Source organism: Mycolicibacter arupensis (assembly GCF_002086515.1).
GTDB lineage: Bacteria > Actinomycetota > Actinomycetes > Mycobacteriales > Mycobacteriaceae > Mycobacterium > Mycobacterium arupense.
The window spans coordinates 68,337-86,057 of sequence record NZ_MVHH01000001.1; the positions used below are offsets into that span (position 1 = coordinate 68,337).

General features: G+C 66.9%; 16 protein-coding genes. 9 read left to right on the forward strand and 7 right to left on the reverse strand.

Translation table 11 applies throughout. The annotated features are described in order from the left end of the window. Together nuoN and BST15_RS00330 are read left to right on the forward strand one after the other, a co-directional pair. On the forward strand, window positions 1-1,605 hold the full coding sequence (gene nuoN / locus BST15_RS00325) for an NADH-quinone oxidoreductase subunit NuoN (protein ID WP_046188471.1): 1,605 nt from the start codon (window positions 1-3) through the stop codon (window positions 1,603-1,605). Between the two features lie 40 nt (window positions 1,606-1,645). Next, window positions 1,646-2,134, forward strand: a complete 489-nt coding sequence (locus tag BST15_RS00330; protein ID WP_046188470.1) for a flavin reductase family protein — start codon at window positions 1,646-1,648, stop codon at window positions 2,132-2,134. A gap of 7 nt (window positions 2,135-2,141) precedes the next feature. Here the strand turns inward: BST15_RS00330 and BST15_RS00335 are convergent, their stop codons facing one another. Together BST15_RS00335 and BST15_RS00340 are read right to left on the reverse strand one after the other, a co-directional pair. Next, entirely contained in the window at window positions 2,142-3,176 is a 1,035-nt protein-coding gene (locus BST15_RS00335) for a Gfo/Idh/MocA family protein (protein WP_046188469.1), read from the reverse strand. 4 nt (window positions 3,177-3,180) lie between these two features. Then, window positions 3,181-3,783 (reverse strand): TetR/AcrR family transcriptional regulator, encoded by a 603-nt coding sequence (locus BST15_RS00340; protein ID WP_046188468.1) that lies wholly within the window; start codon window positions 3,781-3,783, stop codon window positions 3,181-3,183. A gap of 45 nt (window positions 3,784-3,828) precedes the next feature. Here BST15_RS00340 and BST15_RS00345 point away from each other — a divergent pair, with 45 nt between their 5' ends. Together BST15_RS00345 and BST15_RS00350 are read left to right on the forward strand one after the other, a co-directional pair. Further along, window positions 3,829-4,968: a phosphotransferase family protein gene (locus tag BST15_RS00345; protein WP_046188467.1), complete on the forward strand. Its 1,140-nt coding sequence runs from the start codon at window positions 3,829-3,831 to the stop codon at window positions 4,966-4,968. Continuing rightward, entirely contained in the window at window positions 4,968-6,083 is a 1,116-nt protein-coding gene (locus BST15_RS00350; protein ID WP_046188466.1) for an Rv3169 family protein, read from the forward strand. The genes BST15_RS00345 and BST15_RS00350 overlap by 1 nt, the downstream gene beginning before the upstream one ends. A 15-nt stretch (window positions 6,084-6,098) precedes the next feature. On the opposite strand, the gene BST15_RS00355 is transcribed toward BST15_RS00350, so the two are convergent. Beyond that, window positions 6,099-7,199, reverse strand: coding sequence for an NADH:flavin oxidoreductase/NADH oxidase (locus tag BST15_RS00355; RefSeq protein WP_046188465.1), 1,101 nt, complete (start codon window positions 7,197-7,199; stop codon window positions 6,099-6,101). Between the two features lie 147 nt (window positions 7,200-7,346). On the opposite strand from BST15_RS00355, the gene BST15_RS00360 reads away from it, so the two are divergent. Both BST15_RS00360 and BST15_RS00365 read left to right on the forward strand, forming a co-directional pair. Then, a complete protein-coding gene (locus BST15_RS00360; RefSeq protein WP_046188464.1) occupies window positions 7,347-8,975 on the forward strand; it encodes a glutamate synthase-related protein in 1,629 nt (542 codons plus the stop codon). Then, window positions 8,972-10,948 carry a thiamine pyrophosphate-dependent enzyme gene (locus tag BST15_RS00365; protein ID WP_234708212.1) on the forward strand — a complete coding sequence of 659 codons (1,977 nt, stop codon included), beginning with the start codon at window positions 8,972-8,974 and terminating at the stop codon, window positions 10,946-10,948. The genes BST15_RS00360 and BST15_RS00365 overlap by 4 nt, the downstream gene beginning before the upstream one ends. Window positions 10,949-10,955: 7 nt before the next feature. On the opposite strand, the gene BST15_RS00370 is transcribed toward BST15_RS00365, so the two are convergent. Beyond that, window positions 10,956-11,954 carry a TIGR03617 family F420-dependent LLM class oxidoreductase gene (locus BST15_RS00370; protein ID WP_046188463.1) on the reverse strand — a complete coding sequence of 333 codons (999 nt, stop codon included), beginning with the start codon at window positions 11,952-11,954 and terminating at the stop codon, window positions 10,956-10,958. A gap of 15 nt (window positions 11,955-11,969) precedes the next feature. Beyond that, entirely contained in the window at window positions 11,970-12,956 is a 987-nt protein-coding gene (locus BST15_RS00375; RefSeq protein ID WP_046188494.1) for an alpha/beta fold hydrolase, read from the reverse strand. 99 nt (window positions 12,957-13,055) lie between these two features. Between BST15_RS00375 and BST15_RS00380 the strand changes: the two genes are divergently transcribed. Together BST15_RS00380 and BST15_RS00385 are read left to right on the forward strand one after the other, a co-directional pair. Beyond that, on the forward strand, window positions 13,056-14,030 hold the full coding sequence (locus tag BST15_RS00380) for an NADPH:quinone oxidoreductase family protein (protein WP_046188462.1): 975 nt from the start codon (window positions 13,056-13,058) through the stop codon (window positions 14,028-14,030). Window positions 14,031-14,065: 35 nt separating this feature from the next. Continuing rightward, window positions 14,066-14,890 carry a nuclear transport factor 2 family protein gene (locus BST15_RS00385; protein WP_046188461.1) on the forward strand — a complete coding sequence of 275 codons (825 nt, stop codon included), beginning with the start codon at window positions 14,066-14,068 and terminating at the stop codon, window positions 14,888-14,890. Here BST15_RS00385 and BST15_RS00390 read toward each other — a convergent pair. Together BST15_RS00390 and BST15_RS00395 are read right to left on the reverse strand one after the other, a co-directional pair. Beyond that, window positions 14,887-15,642 carry a DUF1295 domain-containing protein gene (locus BST15_RS00390; RefSeq protein ID WP_046188460.1) on the reverse strand — a complete coding sequence of 252 codons (756 nt, stop codon included), beginning with the start codon at window positions 15,640-15,642 and terminating at the stop codon, window positions 14,887-14,889. The genes BST15_RS00385 and BST15_RS00390 overlap by 4 nt on opposite strands. Window positions 15,643-15,710: 68 nt before the next feature. Continuing rightward, window positions 15,711-16,109, reverse strand: coding sequence for a PH domain-containing protein (locus tag BST15_RS00395; protein ID WP_046188459.1), 399 nt, complete (start codon window positions 16,107-16,109; stop codon window positions 15,711-15,713). A gap of 185 nt (window positions 16,110-16,294) precedes the next feature. On the opposite strand from BST15_RS00395, the gene BST15_RS00400 reads away from it, so the two are divergent. Continuing rightward, on the forward strand, window positions 16,295-17,689 hold the full coding sequence (locus BST15_RS00400) for a TIGR00366 family protein (protein WP_046188458.1): 1,395 nt from the start codon (window positions 16,295-16,297) through the stop codon (window positions 17,687-17,689). The last annotated feature ends 32 nt before the right edge of the window (window positions 17,690-17,721 follow it).

Genomic DNA, 17,721 nt, shown 5'->3' on the forward strand with positions numbered 1-17,721 from the left:
ATGTCGGGCATGCCAATCCCATCCGTCGAGTACGGCCTCCTGCTGCCGCTGCTGATCGTTTTCGGCACCGCGGTCACCGGCGTGCTGTTCGAGGCGTTCGTCCCGCGCCGGGCGCGCTACGTCATGCAGGTGCTGCTTGCGGTCGCCGGGCTGGCCGCAGCATTCGCCGCCATCGTGGCGGTGGGCCGCGAACTGCCCGCCTCCGGGCGCATCGCCGTACTGGGTGCCGTGGCCGTCGACCGGCCGGCGTTGGTGCTGCAGGGCACCCTGGTGCTGGTCGGGATCATGGCCGTCGTGTTCATCGCCGAGCGCAACATCGGTGCGGGCGTTCCCGAGGGTCCGGGCGCGGCGACCGCGCCGACGGCCGCCCCCAGGCACGCGGGCCTGGACGCCTTCACACCGCAGGCGTCTGCCGTGCCGGACAGCGTCGCCGAACTCGACGCGGCGCGCGCCGGGGTGACCCAGACCGAGGTGTTCCCACTGACCCTGCTGGCGGTGGGCGGCATGATGGTGTTTCTGGCGGCCAATGACCTGGTCACCATGTTCGTGGCACTGGAAGTGCTCTCCCTGCCGCTGTATCTGTTGTGCGGGCTGGCGCGCTACCGTCGCCTGCTCTCGCAGGAGGCGGCGCTGAAGTACTTCCTGCTGGGTGCGTTCTCCTCGGCGTTGTTTCTGTTCGGTGCGGCGTTGCTCTACGGCGCCACCGCGACGCTGGCACTGCCGGAGATCGGCGAGCAGCTGTTCTCCCACAGCAGTGATCCGCTGGCGCTGATCGGCGCCGGCCTGGTCCTGGTGGGCCTGTTCTTCAAGGTCGGAGCCGTGCCGTTCCATTCGTGGGTTCCCGACGTCTACGTCGGTGCTCCGACACCGGTCACCGGTTTCATGGCGGCCGCCACCAAAGTCGCCGCCTTCGGTGCGATGCTGCGGATCCTCTACGTGGCACTGCCTGCGTTGCATGACCACTGGCGTCCGCTGCTGTGGCTGATCGCGGTGCTGACCATGGTGGTCGCCACCATCGCGGCGATCACTCAGACCGAGGTCAAGCGGATGCTGGCATATTCCTCGGTCGCCCATGCGGGCTTTGTGTTGACCGGTGTGCTTTCGGCGATCCCGGCCGGCATCTCCGCGACGTTGTTCTACCTGGTGGCCTACAGCTTCTCCACGGTGGGGGCCTTCGCCGTGGTCAATCTGATCCGCAACCCCGGCGGCGAAGAAGAGCTCGACATGTCCCGGTGGGCCGGTTTGGGCCGGCGATATCCCATTGTGGGTCTGCTGTTTTCGATGTTCCTGCTGGCTTTCGCCGGAATCCCGTTGACCAGTGGATTCATCAGCAAGTTCGCGGTGTTCAAGGCGGCCGCTGAGGGTGGTGCGGCGCCCCTGGTGGTGGTCGGCGTGGTGGCCAGCGGCGTTGCGGCCTACTTCTACGTGCGAGTCATCGTGTTGATGTTCTTCACCGACTCCCCCGCCGACCCGCCGCATCTGGTGCTTCCCAGTGTGTGGAGCAAAGCGGCGATAGCGCTGTGCGCCGCGGCCACGGTGCTGTTGGGCATCTTGCCGCAGCCGCTGCTGGACCTGGTGGACGCGGCAACGCAATTCGCGCAGTAAGTGGGGTATGCCTGTCGCCCGGGGCGGGTACACCCCTGATATGCCCGACGAGTCTTTCGACGCACTGGTGGCCAAGCTGGACTACAGCATGTTCGTGGTGACCACGGCGGCCGACGGTCACCCCGCAGGCTGCCTGGTGGGTTTCGCCACCCAGACCAGCATCGATCCTCCGAGGTTTCTGGTGGGGGTGTCCAAGCGCAACCACACCTTCGCCGTGGCCGCCCAGTCCGACCATCTGGCCATCCACGTCCTGGCACGTCGCGATGTCGCACTGGCTCGGCTGTTCGGCAGTCAGACCGGCGACGACATCGACAAGTTCGCGCGCTGCTCCTGGCACCCTGGGCCGGCGGGCATGCCCATTCTCGATGACGCGCCCGGGTGGTTCGTCGGCAAGATCCTGCGTCGCATCGACCTCGGTGATCACCTCGGCCACTTCATGGAACCTGTCGCCGGCCATGCGCCTGAGGGTGACGTCGACCTGCTGTCGTTCTCCGATGTCAAGGATTTCGAGCCGGGCCACCAGGCCTGACCGGAACTCAGCGGCGCGCTGCCGGCTCGCGCAGCGGGAGCCCGGCCGCCCGATAGATCGCGTCGATGACAGTCATGTTCTCGATCGCGTCCTGCGGGGTGGTGCGCACCGGCGCGCCGCGTAATACCGCGTCGGCGAACGCGTCGAGTTGGTAGGCATAGGACGCGCGGTGGGTGAACCGCTCGACTCGCCTGCCGCGGGGCGAGCGGATCTGCAGCCGGTGAAAGTACTGCGGCATCAGGGGATTGAGTGCCCGCAGTTCGCCACGCTCACCGATCACGCGGGCACTGACCTGCAGCAGGTTGGTCGACCACAGCGAGCAGCGGATGGTCCCGGTGTGGCCGGCGGGAAACCGCAGCTGCGCCGTCATCGCGCGGTCGACGAGCGGATCGCGCAGCTTTGCCTGCGCGGAAACGACTTCCGGGGTTGCTCCGCCGAAGGTACGCGCCATGTGCACCGCGTAGCAGCCGGCGTCCATCAGCGCCCCGCCCGCCAGTGCGTAGTCATAGCGGATGTCGGAGAACCGCGGCAGCGGGAAACTGAGTGCGGCGTCCACCTGGCGCAGCTCCCCGAGCTCGCCCGAGGCGATCACCTCTTCGATGCGGGCGGTCATCGGGTGATAGCGGTAGTGAAACGCCTCCATCACCACGCGATCGGTTGCGGCGGCCGCCGCGGCGATCTCACGAGCCTCGGCCGCATTGGCGGTAAAGGGCTTCTCGCAGAGCACATGCTTGCCGGCCGTCAGCGCAGCGCGGGTCCAGCTGCCGTGCAGGTGGTTGGGCAGTGGAATGTAGACGGCGTCGAGATCCGGGTCGGCGATCAGCGCGTCGTAGCTGGTGTGCACCCGGTCGATACCGTGCTTGGTGGCGAAGCCGCGGGCGCGCTCGGCGTCGCGGGCCGCCACGGCACTCACCACCACCTCGGGATGGGCGGCGGCCGGTTTGAGCAGGGCATCCGGGGTGATCCGCGCCGCGCCGAGCACGCCGATGCGCAGCGTGCCGGTGCTCGGGGTCACGGGCTGCGGATCGTTCGCTGGAGACATCGGACTAGGCCATGACTCCGTGGGCGATGATGTCGGCGGTTCGTTGCACCCAGCCGTCATCGAGGTCGTCGCCGGGCCGCAGCATCATGGCCAACAGTGCCGCGCCGCCGATCAGTTCGACGAGCCGGTCGGGGTCCACCCCTGGCCGCGCCTCGCCGCGGCCCACGGAGTCGGCCACCCAACGGCGCATCACCTCGAAGAGGCCCTGGAAGCGTTCCAGCACTCGCGCGGTCAGCTCGGCATTGGTCGCCATGTCGGCGATCAGGCCGGGCAGCGCCGCGCGCACCACCGGGTTGGTGAAGGCGTCGCGCGCACCGGCCATCATCGCCCGCAGGTCACCGGCGGCATCGCCCGGCGGGGCGGTGACCGCGCTCGGCGGCACCGAGAAGATCGCCTCGTGCACCAGCTCGGCCTTACTGGGCCACCGCCGGTACAGCGCGGTCTTGGTCGTGCCGGCGCGCTCGGCGACGGCGGCCAGGCTCAGATTCGTATAGCCAACTTCGACAACCAGTTCCACGGCGGCCTGCAATATGGCAGCGTCGATGCGGGGGTCGCGGGGCCGTCCGGCTCCGGACCCCTTGTCAACCGGTGAAGGTTCTGCTTTCATAACGCTACCTGTCGTATCGTAATTACCCTGACGGAGGATACAACCGTGGTCGACCAACCGACTGTGGAGAAGGACGTCGGTCGAATCCAACGTTCGAGCCGCGATGTGACCACCCTGCCCACGGTAATGTCTCGCTGGCTCGCCACCCAGTTGCCGGGCTCGGCCACGCCGGAGATCACCGTGGAAAGCGGCGTCGACACCAACGGCATGTCCTCGGAGACGATCATGCTCGCCGGCCACTGGACGTCCGACGGTGCCCCCAGCGAACAGCGCTGGGTGATGCGGGTGGCCCCTGCAGCCGAAGACGTTCCGGTGTTTCCGTCCTACCGGCTGGACCATCAGTTCGAGGTGATGCGGCTCGTCGGCGAACTCACCGACGTGCCGGTACCCACCGTGCGCTGGATCGAGCCCACCGGCGACGTGCTGGACCGGCCCTTCTTCCTGATGGACCGCGTCGACGGCGAAGTGCCGCCCGACGTCATGCCCTATACCTTCGGCAGCAACTGGTTCGCCGACGCGACGCCCGAACAGCAGCGGACCCTGCAGGACTCCACCATCGAGGTGCTCGCCAAGCTGCACGCGATTCCCGATGCGGCGCAGACGTTCGCCTTCCTCGACGAGGGATCGGGCGGGGACACCGCCCTGCGACGTCATTTCGAAGGCGTCCGGCAGTGGTATGAGTTCGCGGTCCCCGACATGGGGCGCTCCCCGCTGCTGGACCGCACCCTGGCCTGGCTGGAGGACAACTGGCCGGCCGACGCGGCCGCCGGCGACACGGTGCTGTGCTGGGGCGACTCCCGAGTGGGCAATGTGCTCTATCGCGACTTCCGGCCCGTTGCCGTGCTGGACTGGGAGATGGTGGCGCTGGGACCTCGCGAGCTGGATGTGTCGTGGGTTATCTTCGCGCACTTGGTGTTCGAAGAGCTCGCGGGCCTGGCAGGGCTGCCCGGTCTTCCGCAGGTACTGCGCGAGGACGACGTCCGGGCCACCTACCAGCAGCTCACCGGCGTCGAACTCGGCGACCTGCACTGGTTCTACGTCTACGCCGGGGTGATGTGGGCGATCGTGTTCATGCGCACCGGGGCCCGCCGGGTCCACTTCGGGGAGATGGAGAAGCCCGATGACCCCGAATCGTTGTTCTATCACGCCGGATTGCTGAAAAAGTTGATCGGAGAACAGATCTGATGCTCGGCCCACTCGACGAGTTTCCGATTCACCAGATACCCCAACCGATCGCCTGGCCGGGTTCTTCAGATCGCAATTTCTATGACCGCTGCTACCTCAACGCCCACGACCGAACCGGGGACATCTTCTTGATCACCGGGTCCGGTTACTACCCCAACCTTGGCGTCAAGGACGCCTACGTCCTGATACGCCGCGGCGACACCCAGACCGCGGTGCACCTGTCCGACGCCATGGACCAAGACCGGCTCAATCAGCGGATCGGCGCCTACCGCATAGAGGTCACCGATCCGCTGCGCCGCCTGCGGGTGGTGATGGATGAGACCGAGGGCATCGCGCTCGACCTGCGCTGGGAAGGGTTGTTCGACCCCGTGCAGGAGCAGCGGCACATTCTGCGTACCGGCAACCGGGTGACCCTGGATGCACAGCGCTTTGCCCAAGTCGGTTGCTGGAGTGGACAGATCGTGATCGACGGTGAAGAGATCGCCGTCGATCCCGACGTCTGGATCGGATCACGCGACCGCTCGTGGGGCATTCGGCCGGTCGGGGAACGCGAGCCCGCCGGCCGGCCCGCCGACCCGCCGTTCGACGGCATGTGGTGGCTGTACCTGCCGATGGCATTCGAGGACTTCGCGGTGGTGATGATCATCCAGGAAGAGCCCGACGGCTTCCGTTCCCTCAACGACTGCAGCCGTATCTGGCGTGACGGCCGCGTCGAGCAGTTGGGCTGGCCACGAATCTCCACCCGCTACCGGCCAGGCACCCGCATCGCCACCGGGGCCACCATCGAGGCAAGCCGGCCCGACGGCACACCGGTGGTCTTCGAGGTGGAGTCCAAGCTGCCGGTACCCATCCACGTCGGCGGCGGCTACGGCGGCGACATCGACTGGCTGCACGGCCAGTGGAAGGGTGAGAAGTTCACCGAGCGGCTGACTTATGACATGACCGATCCGGGCGTCCTGGGGCGCACCAGCTTCGGGATGATCGACCACGTGGGGCGGGCGGTGTGCCGCGACGGGGACGCCGCCCCGGTCGAGGGCTGGGGCCTCTACGAACACGGCGTGCTGGGACGCCACGACCCGACGGGATTCCCGGACTGGGTCACCATGGCTCCCTAGGACCTAACGCTGGTGTCAGGCCCGGGCGTACTGGCGAGCAACGGGCGGGTTGATCGTGGCTCCCAGCTCGCGGGCGACATGACGAGGCCAGTAGGGATCGCGTAAGAGCTGTCGAGCGATCATCAGCGCGGACGCATCCCCCTCGGCCAGGATGGACTCCGCCTGAGCTGCTTCGGTGATCATCCCGACCGCCGCGGCGGGCAACGCTGTTTCGCGCTGCACACGACGGGCAAACGGCACCTGGTAACCCGGGCCCACCGGAATCCGCACATGCGGCACATTCCCACCGGAGGACACATCGAGCAGATCGACATCACGTTCCGCCAGCAGTTTCGCCAGTTCAACGGTTTGGTCGGCGGTCCAGCTGCCCACCTCCAGCCCCGGCTCGTCGGTGACCCAGTCGGTGGCGGAGACCCGCACGAACAAGGGAAGGTGTTGCGGCCAGACGCTGCGGACCGCGGCGACGGTGTCGAGCGTCAGCCTGACCCGCCGGTGGAAGTCGCCACCGTAGTCGTCGTCGCGGGTGTTGCTGGCCGCCGACAAGAACTGATGCTGGATATACCCATGTGCCGCATGGATCTCCAGCACCCGGAAGCCGGCCCGCAGCGCGCGTTCGGCGGCCGCAATGTAGTCATCGATGATCTTGCTGATGTCGTGGACCGTCGCCTGCTTGGGCGCCACGAATTCCCCATAGGGTTGGCTGGTCGGTCCCAGGGTGCTCCAGCTCAGGGGATCCGACGGGTCCAGCGACCGGTGCCCGTCCCACGGCGCCACCGTCGATGCTTTGCGTCCAGCGTGCCCGAGTTGAATTCCGGCGACCACTCCGCAGCTCTCGATATCGTCAACGATCGCCGACCAGGCTTGCTCCTGCGTGGCATTCCAGATCCCGGTGTCATACGGCGACAGGCGGCCCTCCGGGCTCACCGACGTGGCCTCGGTGAAGATGATCCCGGCGCCGCCGACGGCCCGACTCATCAGATGGGTACGGTGCCAATCCGTCGGCACGCCCATCGAGGGGCCGGTGGGGGCGGCGGAGTACTGGCACATCGGCGACATCCAGATCCGATTCGGAATGGTCAGGTCGCGCAGGCGCAAGGGTTCGAAGAGTAGCGGCACAACACAATTCTGACAGGAACCGGCGCCTATCCCGCCGCAGCGAACAGTGATGTGCGTCTGCTTTTTCAGGCGTACATTTCAACCCGTGGGGATAGACAGCACAGCGATCAAGGGCTCTGGGGCGGAGCGGTATCGGATCCGCGGATCGTGACTTCCGAACCGGAGACCGCGCTGCGCGTCGCATCCACCGCCGAACTGGCCGACAGTGTGCCGCACCCCGTGGTGGTCGACGGCGTGGACGTGGTTCTCGTGCGCCGCGGCGACGTGGTCTCGGCGCTGTACGGCCGGTGCGCGCACCGCGGCGCCCTGATGGCCGATGGCCGGTTCGACGATGGTCTGTTGATCTGTGGGGTGCACGGATGGCGCTATGACGCCGACACCGGCGTGTCCCCCGTCAACCCCGCGGTGAAGCTGACCACGTTTCCGGCCTGGACCTCAGACGGCGCGGTGTACATCGACGCCCGGGCGGTTTCCGCTTTTGCGCAGGCGAATCCCCAGACCTACGGCGACGACGGCTACCAGGGCAGGTGGATCACGCCCTCCGATACCGCCGAGGAACCGTTCGTGACGCAGATCCACGAACTGGCCGCGCACGGTCTGAACAGGGTCGGAAAGCATGGGGCCACGGCGGCCATGGGTGTGCCGCGGGACCTGCTGCCCTCCTGGGACTCGATCCAGCTGGTGACCGGTCAGTTGGCCCGGCTGCCCCTGCTGGATGACGAGCCGGTCAGCACCCAGACGGTGATCGGGCCGGGCGCCGCCAAGCCGCTCATGCTCGATATCCCGCTGTTCGTCAGCGATATGAGCTTCGGAGCCCTGTCGCAGGAGGCCAAGACCGCGCTGGCGGCGGGCGCCCAACTCGCCGGGACGGGGATCTGCTCGGGCGAGGGCGGCATGCTCCCCGAAGAGCAGCAGGCGAATTCGCGATACCTCTACGAGCTGGCATCCGGGCGCTTCGGATGGAGTTTTGACAACCTGAGCAAGGTGCAGGCATTCCACTTCAAGGGCGGCCAAGGCGCCAAGACCGGCACCGGAGGGCATCTGCCCGGGGACAAGGTTGTCGGTCGGATCGCCGAGGTCCGCGGCCTGCCGCCCGGCACGGCGGCCATCTCACCGGCCCGGTTCCCCGATTGGACGTCGGTGGAGCAGTTCCGTGACTTCGCAAACCAGGTCCGTGAGGTCTCCGGCGGCATCCCGGTGGGCTACAAGATGAGCGCACAGCACATCGAGCGTGATATCGATGCCGCGTTGACCATCGGCGTCGACTACATCATCCTCGACGGCCGCGGCGGCGGAACCGGAGCCGCACCAAAGATTTTCCGGGACAACATTTCGGTCCCGACCATTCCCGCCCTGGCGCGCGCACGCAGACATCTGGATCGATCCCAGGCAGATCGGGTGACGCTGGCCATCACCGGCGGGATCCGCACGCCCGCCGACATGGTGAAGGCCCTAGCCCTGGGCGCCGACGCGATCGCACTGTCGAACTCCGCCTTGCAGGCCATCGGATGCGTCGGGATGCGGGCATGCAATACCAACACCTGTCCGGTCGGAATCGCCACCCAGGATCCGCATCTTCGCAGCAGGTTGCCGGTCCAGCTGGCCGCAGAACGGTTGGACCGGTTCCTGCGTTCCGCTGTGGACTTGATGGTGGTGCTGGCGCGTGCCTGCGGGCATCGCAGCCTCGCCGAATTCTCCTTGGACGATCTGGTGACATTTGACCGCGACTTCGCCTATCTCAGCGGAGTCCCCTACGCAGGAGTCGTACCGCTGTGACCCTGGAGAAGGACACACCGAACGCACACGACGAGGGCCCCGCACTGCTGTGGCACAAGGCCGTTGACGTCGACGAGCTCGACGAAGGCCAGGTGAAGGCCTGTCCCGTCGGGCTCAAGGCCGTTGCCCTGACTCGACTCAACGGCAAATTCGGCGCGGTGGACAACCGCTGCCCGCACCAGGGCGGGCCACTGGGTCAGGGCACCGTGGAGAACGGGAAGATCCGTTGCCCCTGGCACGGTTTCGATTTCGATCCTTTCACCGGTGAGGCAGCAGGCGGGCCTGACTTCGACGTCCGCACCTACCCGGTCGAAGTCCGGACGGACGGCGTGTACGTCGGAACCCCAGCGCCGGTGGACCCGCCACGAACCGTCAGTGACGTTCTGGTCGAGACGATGACCAATTGGGGCGTGGACACTGTCTTCGGAATGGTGGGGCACTCCAATCTCGGTGTGGCCGAGGCGATGCACCGCGCCGAGACCGCCGGGAAGCTGCGGTACTTCGGTATTCGGCACGAGGGGGCAGCCGCTTTCGCCGCATCGGCCTACGGCAAGCTGACCGGCCGTCCCGCGGCGTGCTTCGGGATCGCCGGGCCAGGCTCTACCAACCTGCTCACCGGGCTTTACGACGCCAAGGCCGACCGAGTTCCCGTGCTGGCGATTTCGGGCAACGTGGATTCGTCGGTGGCCGGCAAGGGCGCGTTCCAAGACATCGACCTGCTGGCGGCCTTTGCCGATGTCGCCGTCTACTCGGCGATGGTGCGCGCGGGATCCGATCACGCGGAGTTGATGACGATGGCACTCAAGCACGCCATCCTCGACCGCGGCGTCGGCCATCTCGTGCTCCCCGACGAGGTCCAGGTGCTGGCGGCCCCCAACCCCACAGCGTCGGGGCCGGCGGGCCGCATGCCCGACCTGCGAGTCGCACCGCCGGCCGCAGCGCTGGGTCAGGCCCTCGACCAGATTGCCGCAGCGACCCGGCCAGTGGTGGTGGTCGGTGCGGGCGCGAAGTTCGACATGCCCGCGATCGTGGCGCTCGCGCAGCGACTGCACGCCCCCATCTTGACCACGTTCAAAGCCAAGGGCCAGATCGCCGACAGTCATCCGCTGGCCGCCGGCGTACTGGGCCGCTCGGGCACACCAGTGGCCTCGTGGATGATGAACAAAGCCGACCTGTTGCTGGTTTTCGGCGCTTCCTTCTCCAACCACACCGGCATCTCGCCCTACAAGCCCACCATTCAGGTGGACACCGACCCACTCACCTTGGGCCGGTTCCGACCGGTCACCGTGCCGGTTCTCGGCGATGTCGGCGTGACGGCCACCGCGCTGCTCGAGAGCGTTCGCACCGCCCCCGAACTGGTCGACCAACGCGCCGAAGTCGCCGAGAGGTGGGCGGTGTGGCGGGCGGAGAAAGCCCGGCGCGCCGGCACGCGCGTCCCGGGTCGGGTCGCGCCTGCGGCTATCTTCGCCGCGCTCAGCGACCTGGTACCCGAGGACGCCGTGCTGGCCGTCGACGTCGGCAATCACGCCTACTCGTTCGGCCGCTACTTCGAGACCAAGCAGCAGTCGGTGTTGATGTCGGGCTACCTCGGCTCGATCGGCTTCGGATTTCCGGCGGCCATGGGCGCCTGGGCTGCCGCCCCTGACCGCCCTATCGTCGCGATCACCGGCGACGGCGGATTCGGCCAGTACTTGGCCGACTTCACCACCGCGGTGAAGTACGACATGAACATCACCCACATCCTGCTCAACAACGGGGAACTCGCCAAGATCAGTGAAGAGCAGCGCAGCGCCGAATACGAGGTCTGGCAGACCTCGCTACTGAACCCCGATTTCGCTGCGTTTGCGCGCGACTGCGGCGCCCATGGCACGCGAGTGACCGATCCCGCCGCCCTGGACTCGGCAATCACCCAGGCCCTGGAACATCGCGGTCCAGCGCTGGTAGAGATTCTGACCGATCCGCGCACGCACTGACTTTCAGTTAGCGCAGCTCGGCGACGATCTCACCGATCAGCGACGGGGCTATGGGCGCCGCCTGGTAGATGCAGACGGTGTCGGCGATCCCGTCGACCCGGTCACGAATGCGCTCGGCCACCTGCGCCGGTGTGCCGCACGCGGCGATGGTGTGCAGAATCTCGTCGGTGATCCGTGCACCCATCTGGGCCCATTGCCCCTGCTTGGACAGTGCATTGAGCTCGGGCTGCAGATCCTGCCAGCCGTGCGCGGCCAGCACCGGGGCGTATGCCGGTGTCGAGGCATAGAAGCCGAGCAGCATCCGGGTGGCGGCTTCGGCCGCCTCACGTTCGCCGTCGGTGGCGCCGGTGGCCACGATGATCTCGGGTACCACCGCGAAATCCCTTTCAGAGCGCCCGGATTGAGCCAACCCGGCGCGCACCGCTGCCATGGTGCTCTCGTGCAGGAACCGCTTGGTGGAGAACGGCATGACCAGGAGCCCGTCGGCATGAGCGGCCGCCGCACGCGTCAGCCGCGGCCCCAGCGCCCCCACATAGATCGGCGGCGCTCCATAGGGATTCGGTCCCGGACTGAACGTCGGGGTCATCAGCGTGTGACGGTAGAACTCACCGCGAAAGTCCAACCGGGCGCCGGTGTTCCACGAGTCGAAGATCGCCCGCAGCGCCCCGATGAGTTCGACCATCCGGTCTACCGGCCTGTCGAAGGCCGCACCGAACCGCTTCTCGATCTGCGCACGGATCTGCGTGCCCAGACCCAGGACGAACCGGCCCTCGCTGAGCAGTTGATGGTCGTTGGCCTGGTGTGCCAGGTGGATCGGGTTGCGCGGGAAGGCGATCGCAACGTTGGTCATCAGATCCAGGCCACCCACACCGGCGGCCTGCGTCAACGGGGCGAAGACGTCGTGCGGCCCCTCGAAGGTGAAGACACCGCGGACGCCGGCTTCGCGCAGCTCACGGGCCTGATCGATGACACCGGTGAGCCCACTGAGAGCGGTGTGTACTTTCAACGCTGTTGCGGCACCCTAGGGACGGGTTCCAGAACCGACGGCCACGTCACCGGAGGAGCCGGAGGCCACGTCTACCAGGTCCCGAAGCTCCCGATTCACCACCGCGGGGTGCTCGAGGATCGAGCAGTGTCCCCCGCTGACCTCGATGAAACGGGTCAGATTCGGTGCTGCGTCGGCGATCCGCTGTGATGCCAGCAGAGGCAGCAACCGGTCGCGCCTGCTGCCGATCACCAAGGTGGGCACGGTCAGACCGTCGAGGTCGATGTAGGACGCCGGGCCCAGTGCATCCACCAGGGCCCGCACCCAGTGGCCACGACTGGCGGCCGGGGTGCTGGCGAACAGATCGCAGATCAGCGCGGTGACAGACGGGTGGGCTTCGCCACCGACGGCGAGCATGTGCACGAATTGCCGGACGGCCAGATTCGCCGGGCCCACGATGGGCACGCTGCCAAAGGCCAGCAATCCGCGCCGTGCCGCCTGCACCCGGGCCCGCTGCAGCGGCGGTGGCACCTGGAACAGCTCGACCTCGGCCAGCAGGTTGCCGATGGTGGTGTTGATCAGTGCCACGGCATCGGCCCGCTGCTGCACCTTGTGCCGGTAGCGGTCCGACCACGCGCTGATCGCCATACCGCCCATGGAATGCCCGGCGATGACGGCACGCTCTCCCGGAGCCAGGGTGGCGTCCAGCACCGAGTCCAGATCCGAAGCCAAGTGCGTCAGGCTGTATCCGCCGCGCTTGGGCACCCCGCTGCGGCCGTGACCGCGGTGGTCGAAGGCGATCACTCGGTGATCGGTGGCCAGATCGGCGATCTGATGACCCCAGACCCGGATGGCGCAGGTGATGCCGTGTGCCAGCACGATCGGATATCCGTCGGCCGGACCGAAGACCTGGGTGTGCAGCTTTGTTCCGTCCGCGGAGCGCACTGCCATGGTGCGGGCAGGCGGCAACTCCGCCGGGAATGTGCCGACATTTCGCCGCCGACTGGGCCGTTGAGCACTCATCGTCACCTCACCGGAATCGCGGCAACGCTGCCGCATCGCGAGCATACGCCTGGGTGGACTAGGTTTTCATCGAAAGCACTTCTGACGAAGGGTTCGCCCATGCGCGCGGTACAGATTTCGCAACTCGACGGACCGGCTTCCGCCCAGGTGGTAGAGCTCGACGAGCCGGCCGGCGACGATCAGGTCGTCATCGACATTCACGCCGCCGGCGTGGCGTTTCCCGATGTGTTGCAATCACGCGGGCTCTATCAGTACAAGCCGGATCTGCCGTTTGTCCCCGGCGGTGAGGCGGCCGGCGTGGTGCGCAGTGCCCCGCCCGGGGCACATGTGCGCGCCGGGGATCGGGTTGCGGTGCTGACCATGCTCAACGGTGCGATGGCACAGGTGATCTCGGTGCCCGCCGAGCGGGTGTTCAAGCTGCCGGACACGGTGTCGTTCGAAGCCGGTGCCGGGCTGCTGTTCAACGATCTGACGGTGCTGTTCGCGCTGACCACACGCGGCCAGCTGGCGCAGGGCGCGAGCGTTCTGGTGCACGGCGCCGCCGGGGGTATCGGCACGTCCACCCTGCGCCTGGCCGGAGCGTTGGGCGCGTCCCGAGTGATCGCCGTGGTCTCCACCCAGGAGAAGGCCGAGGTGGCTCGCGCTGCCGGCGCCACCGACACGGTGCTTGCCGAAGGGTTCCGGGAGGCGGTGGCCGAACTGACCGGCGGGCGCGGAGTGGATCTGGTGCTCGACCCGGTCGGCGGTGACCGGTTCACCGATTCGCTGCGGTCCCTGGCTCCCGGCGGGAAGCTGCTGGTGGTGGGTTTCACCGGCGGCGATATCCCCACCGTGAAGGTGAACCGGCTGCTGCTCAACAACATCGACGTGGTGGGCGTCGGTTGGGGCGCCTGGATCATGTCCCATCCCGGCGAGCTGGAGCGGCAGTGGGCGGTGCTGGAACCGCTGCTGGCGTCGGGGAAGGTAGCCCCGCCCCAGCCGGACCTGTTCGACCTCGATCAGGCGGCCGAGGCGCTGGCGGCACTGGAGAATCGCACCGCGGCCGGCAAGGTCGTCCTGCGGATGCGCGACTGAGGGCCCGCGCGGTTCTTACGACGAGAGGAATCCCGATGCCGGATCGACATGCTTCCCCTAGCCCCGGTGCACTACTGGAAGCCGCCGAACAGTCGCCGAAAGCCGTCGCAGTCCACGATAAGGCGGCCTGGGTCGGCCTTTTTGCCGCCGACGGGCAGGTGAACGATCCCGTCGGGTCGACTCCGCACATCGGAGCGGCCGCCATCGGACGATTCTTCGATACCTTCATCGCGCCCAACACCATCGAGTTCGACGTCGACAATGATGTGGTCGCAGGCATGTCGGTCCTGCGCGACCTCACGGTGCACACCACGATGTCCACCGGTGTCACCATGCACATCCCGATGCACCTGCGCTATGACATGGTCAGCGAAGGACCGGACGGCTCCCTGAAGATTCAGCGACTGTTCGCGCATTGGGAGCTGCAGAAGATGGTCGGGCAGTTGCTGGGTTCCGGCGGTCGCGGCCTGCTCGCCTCGATCATCTTGGGCCCGCAATTGCTGCGCCACCAAGGACTTTCCGGCTGCGCCGGATTCATGCGCGGCCTGTCAGGGGTACGCAAACGCGGAAAGCAGCGGGTGCTCGAGCTGGTTGCGGCACTGGGCCGCTCCGATTCGGCCGCGGTCGCGTCACTTCTGACGCCCACCGCCACGCTGAGCCCAGACGGTGTGACCGAGATAGCGGTCGCCGAATTCGTCTCGACGGCACGGCATCTTGAGGTCGAGAAGCTCATCGCCGCGGGGCGCACCGTCACGGCGACTGTGCGGTTGGATGGCAAGCGCGGGGTGGGGCTGTTCGAGTTCTCCGACAAAGCCGCGTCCGCGGGAACCATTTCCGCGGTCCGCCTGTATATCGGCTAGAGCAGCCCGGGAATGATCGCCTTGCGATTGGGCGGGTAGTCCGGGAACTGCTGCCGGTACCACTTGTGGGTCGCGACCGCCCGGGGCCCCAGGTTGGCGATGGAGAACAGCACGAAGATCAGCCCCGGCAGAGTCCAAGCCATGATCGCCCAACCCGTCCACAACACGAGTTCACCGAAATAGTTGCCCGCCGACACCCAACGGAACGCCCCGCCGTAGGGAATGCGGTAGCCGCTGCCGCCGTCGGAACGCAGGCCGATCAGGATACGGTCGGCCTGGAAATTGATCACCCAGCCTGCCACCGCGACCACCAGCCCCACGAGGAAGCGGTGGTCGACGAACCAGTGCTCATGTTGCAGGTGCGGGGCCAGCGCTACGGCATATCCGTTGGCGAACCCGTTGATGGCGTTGAAGGTGAATCCGAACGCGATACCCGAGATGGGGAATCGTTTGCCATCGCCCTTACGGCTCAGCGGATAGATCAACCCCCGGTAGAGGTAGTGGCACTGCCACAGTGCGTATAAGACGACGGCCGGCGCCCCGTGCTGATGCGCGACAAGCCAGAACGTCACGGTGAAGGCCCACCACTGCGGGCATTCGAACATCAGCCAGCTGATCTTGCCGGGCAGCGTGAAGCGTTCGTCTGGACTGGCGAAGCGGCCGTAAGGGTTGGTGAACCAGAAGCTGCTGGCGAAAGTGACGATCGTCAGGACGATCAGGAAGACGACAGCGGCGTGGTAGAGCCCGGCCATGGCACACCCTTTCATCCAGGATCACAGGCAGTAGTAGCACATCCGCCGGCGCGGGCAGCACGACGGGATCAGTCCCGTGCGCGGTCGCGCCTGCCCGGAGCGAAGTGGTCGAATGCCGCCCGCATCTCGCTGATCTTTCCGTCGGTGCCCTGCAGCGACACGGCGACATCGCCAAAAGACTTGGCCCCCAATCGCCTGCGCCGGCGTAAGACGGCAGGGTCCTTGAGGAACAGATAGGCCAGCTGCACACGGCCACCGTCCACCGTCGTGATCCGGTTGATGGCACTCCACGGAATCACCTGCCCGCCGCCGCTTCGCAGGTAGACCCCTTCGGCGTCGATGCGAATCTCGGCCCCGGTGACGAACAGTCGCGGCACCAGAACAGCCACACCCAACCCGAACAAGAAGATCCCGACCCAGCCGAAGACGTGCAAGGCCTGCGGCGACCAGCCGCGAATGGACGACACCGGGCTTCGAACGGCATGCGCACTACCCCTGTCGATCAGGCCAACTGTAGCGACTGGACCGGGCTCGACGTAGTCCCCGACTTCTTCAGCACACCCGCGCGCAAAACCGGATCTGGGCGGGTGCGGCATCTATCGTGACATCGCACAATGCACCGCTGAGCGATCCGGATGAGGGGTTGGCGCCAATGACCGAACCACGCACCAGGCGTCGGGGTCTGCTGCAGTCGTTCACCGGCCTGTGTGTCCGCTATGTCGAGCGCCTGATGCCCGATCCGTACCTGTTCGCGCTGATCCTCACGCTGATCGTCGCCGGGCTGGTCGCGGTGCTCGTCCGCGGAGCCTCGGCTAGCGGCATGCTCCAGGCCTGGTACGGCGGGGTGTGGGGCAACCAGAACATCTTCACGTTCGCCTTCCAGATGGTCCTGATCCTGGTGACGGGCTACACCCTGGCCGAAGCACCGGCACTGAAGCGGGCCATCAACGGTGTCGCGGCCAAGCCGCGCAACCAGGTCCAGGCGGCCTTGCTCTGCTTCGGCGTGAGCGCCGCCCTGGCCCTGCTGAACTGGGGTCTGGGACTGGTGGCCGGGGCATTGCTTGCCCGTCAGGTGGCGCGACGATTCCCGGACTCGCACTTCGGCTATCTGATCGCCGCGGCATTCATGGGTTTCATCGTCTGGACACAAGGACTTTCGTCATCGATCGCACTGGCGAACACCGACGCGGGCAGCCCCATCAACGTGATCCACAAGATCGCCGGAATCACCGTGCCGCTGAGCCAGACCATCTTCGCGCCCTACAGCTGGCTCGCGGCGATCGTCGTGCTGGCGGTCCTCGCCCTGACGATCTGGCGGATGGAGCCCTGCGACACACTGGCCCCCGACCCCGCGGTGTTCGACGATGAGAGGGCCGTCGAGCCACCGGCCAACCACACGCTCGCCGAGTGGCTGGAGAATCAGTGGATCCTCAATGTGCTGCTGTTCGCCGCGGGCATCACGTATTTCGTGGCCAGTGGCTTCGCCCTGAACATCTCCTCGATGATCATGCTGTTCACCATCACCAGTGCGCTGTTGCACCGCACACCGATCCGCTTCATCCGGGCATTCACCGGCGCCGCCAAGGTCTCCGGTTCGCTGCTGTTGCAATATCCGCTCTACGGCGGCCTTGTGGGACTGCTGGCCTACCAGGGCGCCGACGGCTCCAGGCCGCTGCAGACGTTGCTGGCCCAAACCCTGGTGAACGGCGCGACGCAGTACACCCTGCCGTTCCTGACGTTCGCCGGCTCGGTGATCATCAGCCTGTTCGTGCCGTCGGGTGGCGGGCACTGGGCGGTGCAGGGTCCGATCGCCGTCGACTCCGCGCTCGCGATCGGCCAGAGCTCACCCGGGTACCTGGGGCTGATCTCCATGGCTGTGGCCGTCGGGGAAGGCGTGGCGAACATGATCCAGCCGTTCTGGCTGCTGCCCCTGCTGGCGATCGCCAAGCTGCACGTGCGCCAGGTGATGGGCTTTACCGTCGTGGCCTTCCTCATCGGATTTGTGGTGCTGGGGGCCATGACGTTGATCGCACCGTGGGTGCTCTGAGGGGCCGCTTCGTCATTTCCTTGATATCGGCG

Excerpts from the sequence above, each read along its gene's own strand:
- nuoN (WP_046188471.1), top strand. The coding sequence starts at position 1 with ATGTCGGGCATGCCAATCCCATCCGTCGAGTACGGCCTCCTGCTGCCG.
- BST15_RS00330 (WP_046188470.1), top strand. The coding sequence starts at position 1,646 with ATGCCCGACGAGTCTTTCGACGCACTGGTGGCCAAGCTGGACTACAGC.
- BST15_RS00335 (WP_046188469.1), bottom strand. The coding sequence starts at position 3,176 with ATGTCTCCAGCGAACGATCCGCAGCCCGTGACCCCGAGCACCGGCACG.
- BST15_RS00340 (WP_046188468.1), bottom strand. The coding sequence starts at position 3,783 with ATGAAAGCAGAACCTTCACCGGTTGACAAGGGGTCCGGAGCCGGACGG.
- BST15_RS00350 (WP_046188466.1), top strand. The coding sequence starts at position 4,968 with ATGCTCGGCCCACTCGACGAGTTTCCGATTCACCAGATACCCCAACCG.
- BST15_RS00375 (WP_046188494.1), bottom strand. The coding sequence starts at position 12,956 with ATGAGTGCTCAACGGCCCAGTCGGCGGCGAAATGTCGGCACATTCCCG.
- BST15_RS00380 (WP_046188462.1), top strand. The coding sequence starts at position 13,056 with ATGCGCGCGGTACAGATTTCGCAACTCGACGGACCGGCTTCCGCCCAG.
- BST15_RS00385 (WP_046188461.1), top strand. The coding sequence starts at position 14,066 with ATGCCGGATCGACATGCTTCCCCTAGCCCCGGTGCACTACTGGAAGCC.
- BST15_RS00390 (WP_046188460.1), bottom strand. The coding sequence starts at position 15,642 with ATGGCCGGGCTCTACCACGCCGCTGTCGTCTTCCTGATCGTCCTGACG.
- BST15_RS00400 (WP_046188458.1), top strand. The coding sequence starts at position 16,295 with ATGACCGAACCACGCACCAGGCGTCGGGGTCTGCTGCAGTCGTTCACC.